The 14,383-nt window shown below is 71.1% G+C and carries 11 protein-coding genes; 3 read left to right on the top strand and 8 right to left on the bottom strand.

Annotation, left to right across the window (positions count from 1 at the left end):
- Positions 1-13: 13 nt before the first annotated feature.
- The 3 genes from ABD331_RS33565 to ABD331_RS33575 form a co-directional block, all read right to left on the bottom strand.
- Positions 14-1,822 carry an ABC-F family ATP-binding cassette domain-containing protein gene (locus ABD331_RS33565; RefSeq protein ID WP_344483677.1) on the bottom strand — a complete coding sequence of 603 codons (1,809 nt, stop codon included), beginning with the start codon at positions 1,820-1,822 and terminating at the stop codon, positions 14-16.
- A 318-nt stretch (positions 1,823-2,140) separates the two neighbouring features.
- Positions 2,141-3,043 carry a 4-(cytidine 5'-diphospho)-2-C-methyl-D-erythritol kinase gene (locus ABD331_RS33570; RefSeq protein WP_344483680.1) on the bottom strand — a complete coding sequence of 301 codons (903 nt, stop codon included), beginning with the start codon at positions 3,041-3,043 and terminating at the stop codon, positions 2,141-2,143.
- 155 nt (positions 3,044-3,198) lie between these two features.
- A complete protein-coding gene (locus ABD331_RS33575) occupies positions 3,199-3,849 on the bottom strand; it encodes a TetR/AcrR family transcriptional regulator (RefSeq protein WP_344483683.1) in 651 nt (216 codons plus the stop codon).
- Between the two features lie 88 nt (positions 3,850-3,937).
- On the opposite strand from ABD331_RS33575, the gene ABD331_RS33580 reads away from it, so the two are divergent.
- On the top strand, positions 3,938-4,678 hold the full coding sequence (locus tag ABD331_RS33580; protein ID WP_344483686.1) for an SDR family NAD(P)-dependent oxidoreductase: 741 nt from the start codon (positions 3,938-3,940) through the stop codon (positions 4,676-4,678).
- Positions 4,679-4,773: 95 nt separating this feature from the next.
- Here ABD331_RS33580 and rsmA read toward each other — a convergent pair whose 3' ends face one another.
- Entirely contained in the window at positions 4,774-5,634 is an 861-nt protein-coding gene (gene rsmA, locus ABD331_RS33585) for a 16S rRNA (adenine(1518)-N(6)/adenine(1519)-N(6))-dimethyltransferase RsmA (RefSeq protein WP_344483689.1), read from the bottom strand.
- A gap of 46 nt (positions 5,635-5,680) precedes the next feature.
- Between rsmA and ABD331_RS33590 the strand changes: the two genes are divergently transcribed.
- Together ABD331_RS33590 and ABD331_RS33595 are read left to right on the top strand one after the other, a co-directional pair.
- Positions 5,681-8,056: a serine/threonine protein kinase gene (locus ABD331_RS33590; protein ID WP_425566093.1), complete on the top strand. Its 2,376-nt coding sequence runs from the start codon at positions 5,681-5,683 to the stop codon at positions 8,054-8,056.
- Positions 8,056-9,273: a hypothetical protein gene (locus tag ABD331_RS33595; protein WP_344483692.1), complete on the top strand. Its 1,218-nt coding sequence runs from the start codon at positions 8,056-8,058 to the stop codon at positions 9,271-9,273. Before ABD331_RS33590 ends, ABD331_RS33595 begins: the two co-directional genes overlap by 1 nt.
- A gap of 32 nt (positions 9,274-9,305) precedes the next feature.
- Here the strand turns inward: ABD331_RS33595 and ABD331_RS33600 are convergent, their stop codons facing one another.
- From ABD331_RS33600 to ABD331_RS33615, 4 genes are all read right to left on the bottom strand, one after another.
- Positions 9,306-10,157 (bottom strand): resuscitation-promoting factor, encoded by an 852-nt coding sequence (locus ABD331_RS33600; RefSeq protein ID WP_344483695.1) that lies wholly within the window; start codon positions 10,155-10,157, stop codon positions 9,306-9,308.
- 150 nt (positions 10,158-10,307) lie between these two features.
- Complete coding sequence (locus ABD331_RS33605) at positions 10,308-11,165, bottom strand: TatD family hydrolase (protein ID WP_344483698.1); 858 nt, start codon at positions 11,163-11,165, stop codon at positions 10,308-10,310.
- Between the two features lie 91 nt (positions 11,166-11,256).
- Positions 11,257-13,041 (bottom strand): methionine--tRNA ligase, encoded by a 1,785-nt coding sequence (metG, locus tag ABD331_RS33610; RefSeq protein ID WP_344483701.1) that lies wholly within the window; start codon positions 13,039-13,041, stop codon positions 11,257-11,259.
- A 92-nt stretch (positions 13,042-13,133) separates the two neighbouring features.
- Positions 13,134-14,354 (bottom strand): glycosyltransferase family 2 protein, encoded by a 1,221-nt coding sequence (locus ABD331_RS33615; RefSeq protein WP_148437178.1) that lies wholly within the window; start codon positions 14,352-14,354, stop codon positions 13,134-13,136.
- Positions 14,355-14,383: the final 29 nt, after the last annotated feature.

Raw genomic sequence — 14,383 nt, forward strand, 5'->3', positions numbered from 1 at the left:
CTCCGGCCTTTCCTCAGTCGCCCAGGCGGTCGGCGACCTCCAGCCACTCGGCCTCGATCGTGTCCTTCTGAGCGGTGATCTCACGGAGCTGCGCGTCCAGCGAGCCGAGCTTGCCGTAGTCGCTGGCCGCGTCGGCCATGGCGGCGTGCAGCTTGGACTCCTGGTCGCTCAGCTTGTCGAGCTGCCGCTCCAGGCGGTTCAGCTCCTTGCGCAGCTCGCGCTCCTCCTTGGCGGACAGCCCGGCCTGCTCCGGCGCCGCACTCGCGGGAGCCGCCTCGGCAGGGGGCGGCGGGGTGCCCGCGCCGAGACGGGCGGTCACCGCCGTGCCCGCCGCACGCCGTTCGAGGTACTCGTCCACCCCGCCAGGCAGCATCGACAGCCTGCCGTCGCCCAGCAGCGCCACACACCGGTCGGTGACCCGCTCCAGGAAGTAGCGGTCGTGGCTGACCAGGATCAGCGTGCCCGGCCAGCCGTCGAGCAGGTCCTCCAGCTCGTTCAACGTCTCGATGTCGAGGTCGTTGGTCGGCTCGTCGAGCAGCAGGACGTTGGGGTCGTCCATGAGCAGCCGCAGCAACTGCAGCCGCCGCCGCTCGCCGCCCGACAGGTCGCCGATCACCTTCCACTGCGCGTCGCCGCGGAAGCCCAGGCGTTCGAGGAGCTGCGAGGCCGTCCACTCGCGCTTGCCGAGCTGGAGGTACTTGCGCACCTCCTCCACCGACTCCAGCACCCGCCGCGAGGGGTCGAGCTCGCCGAGCTCCTGCGACAGGTGCGCCAGGCGCACCGTGCGGCCCCTCACCACCCGGCCCGAGTCCGGCTTGATCGTGTCGGCCAGCAGCCGCAGCACCGACGACTTGCCCGACCCGTTCACGCCGATCAGGCCGATCCGGTCGCCGGGCCCGAACTGCCACGTCAGGTGGTCGAGCACCAGCGGGCCCGTGCCGGGGCCGCCCGCGTGCAGCGTGACGTCCTCAAGGTCGTAGACGGTCTTGCCGAGACGCGCGGCGGCGAACTTCATCAGCTCGACGGTCTCGCGCGCCGGCGGCTCGTTCGCGATCAGCGCCTGCGCGGCCTCGATCCGGAACTTCGGCTTGGACGTCCGCGCGGGCGGGCCACGCCGCAGCCACGCGATCTCCTTGCGCATCAGGTTCTGCCTGCGCTCCTCGGCGGCCTGCGCGATGCGCGCCCGCTCCGCCTTGGCCAGCACGTACGCCGCGTAACCGCCCTCGTAACGCTCGACCCGGCCGTCCACGACCTCCCAGGTGCGGGTGGAGACGGCGTCGAGGAACCACCGGTCGTGGGTCACCACCACGACCGCGCTCTTCCTGCCCGCCAGATGGCCCGCCAGCCACGCGATGGCCTCGATGTCGAGGTGGTTCGTGGGCTCGTCGAGCATGATCAGGTCGTGGTCGTCGATCAGCAGCTTCGCCAGCGCCGTACGCCTGCGCTCGCCACCCGACAGAGCGCCCGCCTTGGAGCCCAGGTCGAGGTCGCCGATCAGGTTCGTGAAGATCTCACGTACGCGCTGGTCACCCGCCCACTCGTGCTCGGCCAATTCACCGAGGACGATCTCGCTGATGGTGGCGGCGGGGTCGAGGTCGTCCTGCTGCGACAGGATGCCGACGCGCAGGCCGCGGTTGTGCGTGACGCGACCGCTGTCGGGCGTCACGGTGCCTGCCAGCACGGACAGCAACGTCGTCTTGCCGCCCCCGTTGCGGCCGACGACACCGATGCGTTCGCCCGCCTCAACCCCTAGGGAGACGTCGCTGAGCAGCGGTTTGGGGCCGTAGGCGTGGGAGACGGACTCAAGATTGACCAGATTCATGGCCTACCCAGGGTATCGGCTCCCCACCGGCCCCCGGCCGTCCGATCACACGCCGCCGATTGGAGCGCCCGATCAGAGGAGCGCGCCCGCCTCAGTCCGCCTCGCGCCGCACGCCCGCCTCGCACAGCACGCCGCCCCGCACAGTGCGTCGGCCTCGCCGCGCACACCCGCCTCGCCCCGCACACCGCCTCGCCGCGCACACCGCCTCGCCCCGCCTCGCACAGCACGCCGCCTCGCCGCGCACGCCGCCCCGCACAGCACGCCCGCCACAGTCCCGCCTGACCCAGCGCGCCTGGCCGAGCACGTCCAGAGGGCGCTCTAGATAAGAACGGCGCCCTGAACGGGCCCATGGGCGGCCACCGCGGTGTGGGCGGCGCCCGTCGCGGTCAGGCTCTGCGCCAGGTCGCGGGCGTGGGTGGCGTCGATGGCGAGGAACGCGCAGGTGGGGCCGGAGCCCGAGACGATCGCGCCGAGCGCGCCGTGCTGGCGGCCCGCGTCGAGGGTCGGCGCCAGCTCCGGGCGCAGGTTCAGGGCGGCGGCCTGGAGGTCGTTGCTGAGGTTCGAGCCGAGGGCGTACGCGTCGCCGGTGCCGAGTGCCTCCATCAGCGAGTCGTTGAGCTGGGGCCACGACACCTCGGCCGCCGCGGCCTGCCTGAGGCGGTCGCATTCGGCGTACACGCTGGCCGTGGAGAGCCCGCCGTTCGCCAGGGCGAACACCCAGTGGAACGTGCCTCCGGTGGGCAGCTCGCTGAGCTGCTCGCCGCGGCCGGTGCCGACCGCCGTGCCGCCCAGCAGTGAGAACGGGACGTCGCTGCCCAGGTCGCCGGCGATCTCCATCAGGTCCTCGAACGGCAGCCCGAGACCCCACAGCTCGTTGCAGGCCACCAGCGCGCCGGCCGCGTCGGCGCTGCCTCCCGCCATGCCGCCGGCGACGGGGATGTCCTTCTGGATGACGAGGTCGGCGCCGTAGCTGCGGCCCGCGTGCTTGGCCAGAGCGCGGGCGGCCCGGATGGCGAGGTTGCTGTCGTCGACGGGCACCTGGTCGGACCACTTGCCGTCGATCTGGACGGTGATGGACTCGGACTCCTTCGCCACCACCTCATCGAAGATCGATACCGCGTGGAAGACGTTGACCAGGTCGTGGTAGCCATCTTCCCTGAGCGGGCCGACAGAAAGCTGCACGTTGACCTTCGCGGGCACACGTACGGTCACCGAACTCATCGATCTTCTGCCACTCTCATCGCTTGCCGGGGTCAAGGACACTCGATGTTATCCGGGCTCGCTGGCCTGACATGCAGTTCTGGAAATATGAACCGCAGTGCTTGACAGTCGGCCGACACAGAGAGTCAAGTTGGTGGGCATTTGCCGGGCGGCCCTCACGCAGGGGGTTGGGCAGGCACAGGCTGGGTCGCCTCGCCCGGCACGGGCCGGGTCGTCTCGGCGGGCAAGGGGTGGGCCGCCTCGGCGCGCAGGCCGTCCAGGAAGAACGCCAGGCAGCGGCGCCAGGCGTCCGGTGCGGTGCCCATGGACTCGCGGATGACCTGCGACATCGCCCAGATCAGCGTCACCAGGTCCTGGGAGCCGAAGTCGGCGCGCAACCGGCCGCCCGCCTTGGCGCGCTCGATGATCCGCTCGGCGTCCAGAAAGCCCTGGTGACACGCCTGGCTCACGTCGGTCGCCAGCGTGAAGCCCTGCGTCAGCGCGTCGTTGAGGCCGTGATCCTCGGCCTGCAGCGCGAACAGCCCGTCGAGGAACCCGGCGAACCCGTCCCAAGGGTCGGGGTCGGCCAGCGCCTGCGCGGTGATCCGCTCCAGGGCCGCCAGCCGCTGCGGCATGACCGCTCCGAGGAGCGCCTCGCGGGTGGGGAAGTGGTTGTAGAGGGTGCCGATGCTGACCCCGGCGCGGCGGGCGACGTGCTCCAGGGGCACGTCCAGGCCGCGTTCGGCGAAGAGCTGGGTGGCCGCGACCAGCAGTTTGTCGCGGTTGCGTGCGGCATCCGACCGCAGCGGCTTGGTTCCGGCTGCCATCTCTCCATCATACGAAGTTGAGGACGCCCTCAAGTTTTGTGTTAACTTGAGGACTCCCTCGATTTACTCCAGGAAGGCAGGCACCGTCATGTCCGCAGCAACACGCAAGACCGCCGTCGTCATCGGGGCAGGGCCGGGGCTGGGCATGTCCGTCGCGCACCGGTTCGGGCGCGAGGGGTACGCCGTGGCGCTCGTCTCCCGCAGCGCCCACCGCCACGCCGGTTACGTCGCGTCCCTGGCAGGGGCGGGGGTGGAGGCGGCGGCGTTCACCGTGGACGTGCACGACCGCGACCGCGCCGAGGCCGCCCTCGACCAGATCAGGGAGCGGTTCGGCACGATCGACGTGCTCTACTACGGGCCGGGGGCCGCCGACCTGGACGCCGCGCCCGCGTCCATCACCGACATCGGCTCGGCGGACGCCCGGGAGGCGATGGAGATCGTGTATCCGGCGGTGGACCTGGTCGGGCAGGTGCTGCCCGGCATGATCGCCAGAGGTGAGGGCGGGCTGCTGTTCGCCGGCGGGCTCAGCGCCGTCATGCCGATGCCCGCCCTCGGCGGGCTGGCCATCGCCTCGGCCGCGCTGCGCAACTACGGGCTGACGCTGCACGCGGCGCTGGCGGGGCAGGGGGTCTACGCCGGGAACCTGATCATCGGGGGGCTGATCGAACGGGGTGACATCCACACGCACGTCGTCTCGCAGCCGGAACGGTTCGGTGACGTGGGCGGCAGCACCCTCGACCCGGACGCGATCGCCGATGGCGCCTGGGAGCTGTTTACCAAGCGCGACCGGCCTGAGGCGACGTTCAGCGCCTTCGAGCTACCCGCCTGATCGCCTGGCGCCGGCCTTTGAGCGCCCCGCGCTGACCGCTTGGGGCTCCAGCCTTCGAGCGCCCCGCTGATCGCCTCGCTACAGCCCTGCGGTGGTCAGGGCCTGAGTTCGGCGATGCGCGCGAAGGCCGTCACGTCGAGTTGCTCGCCTCGCGCCGACGGGTCCACCCCGGCCGCGCGCAGCGTGCGCTCGGCGTCGGCGGCCGTCCCCGCCCAGGACGCGAGCGCCGCCCGCAGCGTCTTGCGGCGTTGCGCGAAGGCCGCGTCCACCACCTCGAAAACCTCCTGGCGGGACGCCGACGTGACCGGCGGGTCACGGCGGACCATCGAGACGAGGCCGGAGTCCACGTTGGGGGCGGGCCAGAAGACGGTACGGCCCACGGGCCCCGCCCTGCGCACGTCGGCGTACCAGGCGGCCTTGACCGACGGCACCCCGTACACCTTCGAGCCAGGACCCGCCGCCAGCCGGTCGGCCACCTCCGACTGCACCATGACCAGGCCCTTGCGCAGCGAGGGCAGGACCTCCAGGACGTGCAGCACCACCGGGACGGCCACGTTGTACGGCAGGTTCGCCACCAGAGCCGTGGGGGTGTGACCGGACAGGTCGTCGAGAGTGATCTTCATGGCGTCGGCGTTGACGACCGTGAGCTTGTCGGCCGCCTCGCGCTCGGCCACCGTGATCGGAAGCTGCCGGGCCAGCACCGGGTCGATCTCGACGGCCACCACGTGCGCGGCCGGCTCCAGCAGCGCGAGGGTCAGCGAGCCGAGGCCGGGGCCCACCTCGATGACCACGTCATCGGGCGAGAGGTCGGCCACGCGGACGATGCGCCGGACGGTCCCCGCGTCGATCACGAAGTTCTGGCCCAATTTTTTTGTCGGACGCAGATCTAGCTTGTCCGCCAAAATACGTATTTCTGCAGGGCCCAACAGCCTCATCATCCAACCAGTCTCCCGCATCGAAGAACGTGCGATGGCGGATGGGGAGACCAAAGGAGAGGATGGCGTGGAACAGGAAGGGACGTCGCTCATGGAACCAACGGGCGCCGCGCCGCTCCGGCCGACCGACCTGCGCGCGATCGGGCCGTACCGGCTGCTGGGCCGATTGGGCGAGGGCGGCATGGGGACCGTGTTCCTCGCGCGGGCGCCGACGGGACGGTTCGTCGCGCTCAAAGTGGTCAAGGCGGAGTTCGCCAATCAGGAGGGGTTCGCCGCGCGCTTCCACGTGGAGGTCGAGAACGCGCGCCGCGTGGCGTCGTTCTGCACGGCCCAGGTGCTGGACAACGGCAACACCGGCGACGGCCGCCCCTACATGGTGACCGAGTACATCGCCGGCACTCCCCTGTCGGACCAGATCTCGAAGTACGGCGCGCTGGAGCCGGGCCCGCTGCACGGCGTCGCGCTCGGCGTCGCGGCGGCACTGGCCGCCATCCACGTCGCGGAGCTGGTGCACCGCGACCTCAAACCGGCGAACGTGATCCTGTCGCTGTCCGGGCCCCGCGTGATCGACTTCGGGATCGCCAGGGCGCTCGACCGCGAGACCGGCTTCACGCTCTCCGGCGAGCTGCTGGGCAGCCCCGGCTGGTGGGCGCCCGAGCAGGTGCGGGGCGAGCTGATCAGCCCTGCGGTCGACATCTTCGCCTGGGGCTGCCTGATCGCCTACGCGGGGAACGGGCGGCATCCGTTCGGGCGTGGCGACCCCATCACGATGGCCTCCCGCGTCCTCAACACGCCGCCCGACCTTGGGGCACTGCCCGCACCGTTGAACGAGCTGGTGCGGCGGGCCACGTCCATGGACCCGGCGCTGCGGCCGACCGCGCAGGATCTGCTGATCGCGCTGGTCGGGGGGAGCGCGCCGATGCCGGCGTTGGCCGATCCGCCCACGCTGGTGGCCACCGAGATGCTCAGTGACTGGCAGCCGCCGCAGAACGTGGTGGACGAGCCGGACATCACTGCCACCTTCACGACTCCGCCGCCCAGTGACGCCACCGGGCGGAGGGGTGTTGTCACCGCGTCGCCCTCCGGTGCTTCGAACCCTGGCGCTCCGACCGGTGCGCCGGGTGCTTCCGGGGCTCCCGGCTCCGCGACCGCGCCCGGTACTGCGGGGGCTGCGGGCACGTCCGGGGTCGCGAGCCCGCCTGGCGTTGCGGGCACCTCCGGGGTTGCGGGCACCTCTGGGGCTGCGGGCCCTTCCGGGACTGCTGGCACGGTCGGGGCCGCTGGCACGGTCGGGGCCGCCGGCTCCTTCGGCGCTGCTCGTACCGCCGGGGGTGCGAGCGCGCCGGGCTTCACCGGTGCGGCCGGGCCGGCGAGCGCGCCTGGCTCTGCCGGAGCCGGTAGCGGGGCGCCGTCCCTGGAGGAGCGGGCTCGCTGGGAGGAGGAGGCCGCCAAGGAGGAGCTGGCCCGCTGGCAGGTGCCTGGGCAGGTGGAGGCGCCGAAGCGGAGGTTCGGGCTGTTCGGGGGCAAGGCCTCGAAGCAGGCGCCTGGGCCCTCGCGGACGGAGAGTGCGCAGTCACGGCAGGACACCGGGCCGGGCGCCGGCTCGGGGCGGACGCCGCAGGAGAGCAGCTCGGGACCCGCGACCAAAGGAGGCGGCACAGGGACTCTGGGCGGCGGCTCGGGATCTCTGACCAGCGGCCCGGGACCTCAGGGCGGCGGGTCGGCACCTCTGGGCGGCGGGTCGCGGCCTCAGGGCGGCGGCTCGGGGCCGGTGCCTCAGCGAGGCGGCGCAGGGCCCGTACCGCAACTGGGCGGCTCGGGGCCGGGGCCGCAGCGGGGCGGCTTAGGCGCCGACACGCATCCCGGCACGATCGGCTCCCCCGCCGAACGCGACGCCGACTCCGACACCATCGGCGGCACCCGCACAACCGGCACCCGATGGCTCATCGCCGCCGGTGCCGCCGTGCTGGCCATCGTGGTGACCGTGGCCGTGCTGATCGCCACCTCGGCCCGCGACACGACCACCATCGCGACCCAGAACACCCCGACCCAGGCCACGGGCCGCCCCAGCCCGAACGACGTGGGCCGCCGCTTCACCCTCGGCGCGAACTTCGACGACCCCGTCGCGATCGTGACGGGAACGCCGGAGTGCGGGCTGAAGGAGTACGAGGGCATCACGTCCGCCAAGGGCCAGCTCTGCGTGATCCGCTGGACGATGCTCAACCCGGGCGGCGAGCGCAGAGTGCTGGTCCAGCCGGTGGTGACCATGGTGGACGATCGGGGCGGCGAGCACGATCCGTCCCCCGTCACGCTGCCCCCGGCGATCCTGCCCGGCGGGCGGGTGGACAGCGCCTTCGTGTTCGACCTGGCCATGTACCGCAAACCCATGAAGATGACGGCGACCCTGCTGGAGAACGGCAAGCTGATCGAGGTGGCGCTGTGATGATCAGAGCGGCCCTCACGACCCTCGCCCTCGTGGCGGGAACGATCACAGCCACCGCAGCCTCAGCGATCGCCGGGGCTTCCAGTAGCGTTGCGGCCTGCGGTGGGGCCGCCGACTTCGACGGTGACGGGGTGGACGACGTCGCGGTGGGCGACCCGTTCGCGGACGACCAGAAGGGCGCGGTGCACGTGCTGTCCGCCGGCAAGGTGGTGCCGGTCAGCGTTCCAGGGCCGGCCAGGGGCGACGGTCTCGGCTGGTCCGTCCGGCTCGCGAAGGTGAACGGCGACGCCTGCGCCGACCTGGTGATCGGCGCCCCGTACACGGATGTGGACGGCACCGAGGACGCCGGCGCCGCGTACGTCGTCTACGGCGGCAACGCGGCGCCCCCGCAGCGCCTGACCGCGCCGCAGCCCCAGCGGTTCGCGCACTTCGGCTGGTCGATCGCCGCGCGCGGCGACCTGGTGGCGATCGGCGCGCCGTACGAGGACGAGGCCCAGCTTCTCGACGTGGGCGCCGTCTACGTGCGCCAGGGCGCGGGCGAGCTGCGCAGGATCAGCCAGGAGACCGTGGACGTGCGCGGCAACAGCGAGGTGGGCGACCAGTTCGGCTGGTCGATGGCGTTCGGGCCGAAGAACGGGCTGGTCGTCGGCGTCCCGTACGAGAACGACGACGGGGCGGGCCGTCAGGTCGAGGCGGGCAAGATCGACTCCGGCTCGGTCGTGTTCATCGACGACGTGCTGGCGCCGCGGATCACCTCGTTCAAGCTGGACTCGCCGACGAACGCCTCCGGCGACCGGTTCGGGTACGCGGTCGCCTATGCCGAGGGGTCCGGGTACGCCGTCGGCTCGCCTGGGCCTGGTTACGTGCAGCTTCTCGATCCCGCGCGCAAACCTCTGAGGAGGGTGACGCAGGGAGGCAAGCAGGCGTTCGGCTTCTCGATGGCCGTCTCGACGGATGGGCGGCTGGCGATCGGCGCTCCTTACGGGGGTGGTGTCCGGATCGTCTCGTGGAAGAGCACGGACGAGGAGCGGAAGCTGTCCACCGCCGAAGGGCTGTTCGGATGGTCGCTGACCTTCAGCGGGAACAAGCTGTACGTCGGGCAGCCGGATGCGGCGCCGTCCGGGAAGGTCGCGGTGGCCGCCCGCAACGACGAAACGGCACAGCAGCCGCTGCAGCCCCCTCAGGGTGCCGACTTCGGGGTCTCCCTGGCCGGCTGACCACCCAACCGCCCGGCAGGCGGCGCGGTGGGTCAGTGGGTGGTCATGGTGAACAGGCGGTCGCCGCAGTGGGGCCATTGGCCCTGCCAGCGTCCGCCCACCTGCTGGTAGAGGAGCTGGGCCCGGTAGGTCTGCTCCTCCTCCGGCCAGGATGTCGGTGTGTCCATGCCCCCCACCGCCTGCCACATCGGCAGGCTGAACTGGTAGAGCCCGTAGTAGGGCCCGTTCGCGTTGAAAGCCTCGGGGTTGCCCCGCGACTCGCACTCCGCCAGGGCCTCCCAGTCGAGCTGAAGGATCTCGGGCTGGATCTGGACGGTGCGGGGCGGGGTGACCGTGATGACGGTGCCGTCCTTGGGGAAGCTGCCGAGCGGCGGGTTGACCAGGTAGCCGCGCCGCAGGGCGATGCGCTTCTGCTTGAGCACCTCGCGCACCGTCCGGGCCGTCGTGCGGGAGGTGACCCGGGTGGTGCCGGCCACCACGTAGACCTTGCGCCGGGTGTAGACGGTCAGTTCCATGCCCTCCAGCGGGACTCTGTGGCCGGGCGGGGCGGAGAGCTTGCTGGCGGCAGGGGCGATGTCGAGTTCGGTGAGGGCGTCGTGGACGTTCGTGGCGGTGACGAGGTGGGTGCTGGTGTGGCCGTCGAGGGTCAGGGTGAGGGGGCGGGCGCGCCGCACCTCGATGGTGGCGCCGTCCTCGACCACGTTCTGCGTGGACGGACGGACGACGTCGCCGTACCCCACGGAGACCTCCGCGTCGGCGAGCACCTCCTGGACCGTTCCACCGAACGCGCGGACGTGCGTGCGCTCGCCGTCGACCACCACGATGACCTCTTTGACGAGGAACGAGACCACCACGAGCGCGCCGACGGCCACCGCCCCGGCCACGCACACCACCGGCGTCCACGGGGAACGCCAGGGTATGGGCGGGCGCGGCGCACGCCTCTTTCCTCGCACGGGCCACCTCCGGTGTGGGGCAGGACGGCCCGAACGTTACGCTGGTTCTGTTCCCGTATCCACAGGTTCACCAAAAGTTGGTCACCACTCGCCGAAAACTGTGACTCCGTTGGCGCTGATCGCCTCGCACAGCTCATCCGGGTGGACGTTCTTGACCTCGGCCAGGCAACGAAGAGTGAGAGGGATGAGGTACGGGGCGTTCGGCTTGCCGCGGTGCGGGACGGGCGGCAGGTAGGGGGCGTCGGTCTCGACCAGCATGAGCTCGGCGGGGGCGACCTCGGCGGCCTCTCGCAGGTAGCCGGCGTTCTTGTACGTCACCGGCCCGGAGAATGACATGAAATATCCGGCGTCGGTGCACTTCTTGGCCATTTCGGCGTCGCCGGAGAAGCTGTGGAAGACCACCTTGTCCGGGGCGCCCTCGGCGGCCAGCACCTTCAGCACGTCGTCGTGCGCCTCGCGGTCGTGGATGACCAGCGCCTTGCCGGTGCGCTTGGCGATCTCGATGTGCGCCCGGAAGCTGGCGTGCTGGTCGTCCTTGCTCGCCCAGTCGCGGTAGTAGTCGAGGCCCGTCTCCCCCACCGCCCGCACCTCCGGACGGCCGGCCAGCTCCTCGATCTCCGCCAGGACCTCCGGGGTGGCCTCGTGCGCCTCGTTCGGGTGGATGGCCACGCCTGCGTACACGCCCTCCTGCTGGGCCGCCATGTCGGCGTTCCAGCGGGAGGACGTCAGGTCGTAGCCAATCGTGACGAGCCTGGTGACGTTCACGGCCCTGGCGTCGTCGAGGATGCCGCGTACGGTCGCCGAGGCCGCCTGGGCGGCCTGCGCCACCGGGTCGCCCGACGACGCCTGCCTGTTGCCGACCATGATGTCGAGGTGGCAGTGGCTGTCGAACACGGGCGCGGCGAGCGCCTCCGGCGCGGCGGGAAGCTTGGTGGTCACGCCATCAAAGCCTAGCCGCCGCCCGGGAGCCGGCCCGCCGTACGGGAGCCTCCGCCAAAAAGCCAGCCCGCCGTGCCCGGGGCCGGGGCCGTCACTCGCCCAGCCGGGCCAGCTCCTCGTCGATGACCTTGGGGTCGAGCTTCTTGAACAGCGGCACGGGCGGCGCCAGCGGCGTGCCCGGCCGGATCGGCCGGTGCTCCCACCGAGCGGCCCCCTCGGCGTAGTCGCCGGTGATCACCGGGTACGGCGCGCCGCCGTCCTCGTCGACCTCGCGGATCTCCGGCATGCCCGACCACACCCCCTCCCCGCCCAGCATGGCGAAGACCTTGTTGGAGGAGCCGGGCAGGAACGGCGTGAGCATCGTCTTGGCGTCATCGACGACCTGCAGCGCGACGTGCAGGATGGACTTCTGCCGCTCGGGGTCGTCCTTGAGCTTCCACGGCTCCTGGTCGGCGAGGTACTTGTTGGCCTCGCGGACCACGTCGAACGCCTCGGTGATGGCGTTCTTGAAGCGCGAGCGCCCCAGCTCCGCCCCCACGGGTGCGAAGGCGTCGCGCGAGCGCTGCAGCAGGGCCCTGTCGGCGTCGGTGAGGTCGCCCGGCTCGGGCACGGCGCCGAAGTTCTTGGCCGCCATCGAGATCGAGCGGTTGACCAGGTTGCCCCAGGCGGCGACCAGCTCGCCGTTGTTGCGGTTGACGAACTCCTGCCAGGTGAAGTCGGTGTCCTGGTTCTCGGGGCCGGCCACGGCGATGTAGTAGCGCAGCGCGTCGGCGTCGTAGCGGGCCAGGAAGTCGCGCACGTAGATGACGACCTGCCGCGAGGAGGAGAACTTCTTGCCCTCCATGGTCAGGAACTCGCTGGAGACCACCTCGGACGGCACGTCGAGCGCGCCCAGCGCGCCGGGGGTGCCGCCGCGCGCGCCGATGCCGCTGTAGCCGAACAGCATGGCGGGCCAGATCTCGGCGTGGAAGACGATGTTGTCCTTGCCCATGAAGTAGTAGCCGCGGGCGTCGGGGTTCTGCCACCACTGGCGCCACGCGTCGGGGTCGCCGGAGCGCCTGGCCCATTCGATGGAGGCCGACAGGTAGCCGATGACGGCGTCGAACCACACGTACAGCCGCTTGTTGGGCTGGTCGCGCCAGCCGTCGAGCGGGATGGGCACGCCCCAGTCGAGGTCGCGGCTGATCGCGCGCGGCTGCAGGTCGCCGAGCAGGTTGAGGGCGAACTTGAGCACGTTGGGCCGCCACTCGCCCTGCTTGGACTGCAGGTAGGTGCCGAGCACCTCGGCGAAGGCGGGCAGGTCGAGCATGAAGTGCTCGGTCTCGACGAAGACGGGCGTCTCGCCGTTGATGCGGCTCTTGGGGTTGAGGAGCTGGATCGGGTCGAGCTGGTTGCCGCAGTTGTCGCACTGGTCGCCGCGCGCGCCGTCGTAGCCGCAGATGGGGCAGGTGCCCTCGATGTAGCGGTCGGGCAGGGTGCGGCCGGTGGAGGGCGAGATGGCGCCCATCGTGGTCTTGGGGAAGATGTAGCCGTTGTCGTAGAGGCCCTTGAAGATCTGCTGCGTGACGGCGTAGTGGTTCTTGGTGGTGGTCCTGGTGAACAGGTCGTAGGACAGGCCGAGGCCGGTGAGGTCTTCCGCGATGACGCGGTTGTAGCGGTCGGCCAGGTCTCTGGCGCTCACGCCCTCCTTGTCGGCCTGCACCTGGATGGGGGTGCCGTGCTCGTCGGTGCCGGAGACCATCAGCACATTGTTGCCCGCCATGCGCTGGTAACGACTGAAGACGTCGGACGGCACGCCGAAGCCCGAGACGTGCCCGATATGACGAGGCCCGTTCGCATACGGCCACGCCACGGCGGTGAGAATGTGCTGGGTCATGCGTCCCAGCCTACGGGTTGCTGAGATTCATCTGTTACGCGCCGCCGCCGTCCCCACGGGCCTTACGGGGCTGCGGCGGCGCGTACGGGACGTCAGTGCTTGGAGTCTTCGAGGGTGATGGCGGCGGCGGCTTCCTCGGCCGCGGCGGCGGCGTTGTCGATCGGCGTCTCGCGGGTGCGGCGGATGCCGAGGATGCTGATGAACAGCGCCGCGAAGATCGTCTGGAAGCTCATGATGAGCGCGGTCGCGGACGGCACCACGATGCGCAGCGACTCGCGCGGGTCCAGCTCGCCGAAGTCGCGCACCTGCCAGTGCACCAGCGACATGACCAGGCCGACGAGGCCGGCCAGGGCCAGCAGCCCGCCGACGACGAGCCCCTTCTCCAGGCTCACGATGTCGATCAGCCGCCGGATGCGCGGCGACTCGGGCAGGAAGCCCTCCTCGGCCGCGTACACCTTGGTGAAGACGGCGAACAGCGCCGCCTGGAAGCCGATCACCACCAGGGCCGCGGAGCCGACCAGGGTGTCGACGTCGAAGGCCAGCTCACCGATCTCGACGGGGCCGAACACCAGCGCGGTGCCCGCGACGAGCCCGATGATCATCATCAGCACGCCGGGGTAGAAGAACAGCCACTTCGGGCTGTAGAGGAGCAGGAAGCGCAGGTGACGCCAGCCGTCGCGCCAGGAGCGCAGGTGCGGCGGGCGGGAGCGGCCGTCGGGCGAGAGCGTGGTCGGCACCTCGCGCACGTCGAGGCCGGCCAGGGTGGAGCGGACCACCATCTCGGAGGCGAACTCCATGCCGCCCGTCTGGAGCTGCAGGCGCAGGATCGAGTCGCGACGGAAGCCACGCAGGCCGCAGTGGAAGTCCTTGATCGCGGAGGGGAAGAACAGCCGCCCGATGAACGACAGCACCGGGTTGCCCAGGTAGCGGTGCAGCGGCGGCATGGCGCCCGGCGAGATGCCGCCCCTGAAGCGGTTGCCCATCACCAGGTCGGCGCCTTCGCGGAGCTGCTCGACGAACGGCAGCAGCGCGGTGAAGTCGTAGGAGTCGTCGGCGTCGCCCATGATGACGTACTTGCCGCGCGCCGCCCTGATGCCGCCCATGAGGGCGTTTCCGTATCCCTTCTCGTCCACATGGACCACGCGGGCCCCGGCGTCTCGGGCGAGCTGTTGCGAGCCGTCGGTGCTGCCGTTGTCGGCGATCAGCACTTCGCCCTCGATGCCGTGCTCCTCCATGCACGCCAAGGCTTTGCGTACACAGACTTCCACGGTCTCCGCCTCGTTGAGGCAGGGCATGACCACCGTCAGTTCCACGTGTCTACCCTTCAGTTAAGGCTCTTCCA

This window comes from Nonomuraea monospora, from assembly GCF_039531895.1.
Classification (GTDB): Bacteria; Actinomycetota; Actinomycetes; order Streptosporangiales; family Streptosporangiaceae; genus Nonomuraea; species Nonomuraea monospora.

Coding starts and splice junctions, on each gene's coding strand:
- ABD331_RS33565 (WP_344483677.1), bottom strand. CDS start 1,822: ATGAATCTGGTCAATCTTGAGTCCGTCTCCCACGCCTACGGCCCCAAA.
- ABD331_RS33570 (WP_344483680.1), bottom strand. CDS start 3,043: ATGAGTTCGGTGACCGTACGTGTGCCCGCGAAGGTCAACGTGCAGCTT.
- ABD331_RS33595 (WP_344483692.1), top strand. CDS start 8,056: ATGATCAGAGCGGCCCTCACGACCCTCGCCCTCGTGGCGGGAACGATC.
- metG (WP_344483701.1), bottom strand. CDS start 13,041: ATGACCCAGCACATTCTCACCGCCGTGGCGTGGCCGTATGCGAACGGG.
- ABD331_RS33575 (WP_344483683.1), bottom strand. CDS start 3,849: ATGGCAGCCGGAACCAAGCCGCTGCGGTCGGATGCCGCACGCAACCGC.
- rsmA (WP_344483689.1), bottom strand. CDS start 5,634: ATGCGGGAGACTGGTTGGATGATGAGGCTGTTGGGCCCTGCAGAAATA.
- ABD331_RS33580 (WP_344483686.1), top strand. CDS start 3,938: ATGTCCGCAGCAACACGCAAGACCGCCGTCGTCATCGGGGCAGGGCCG.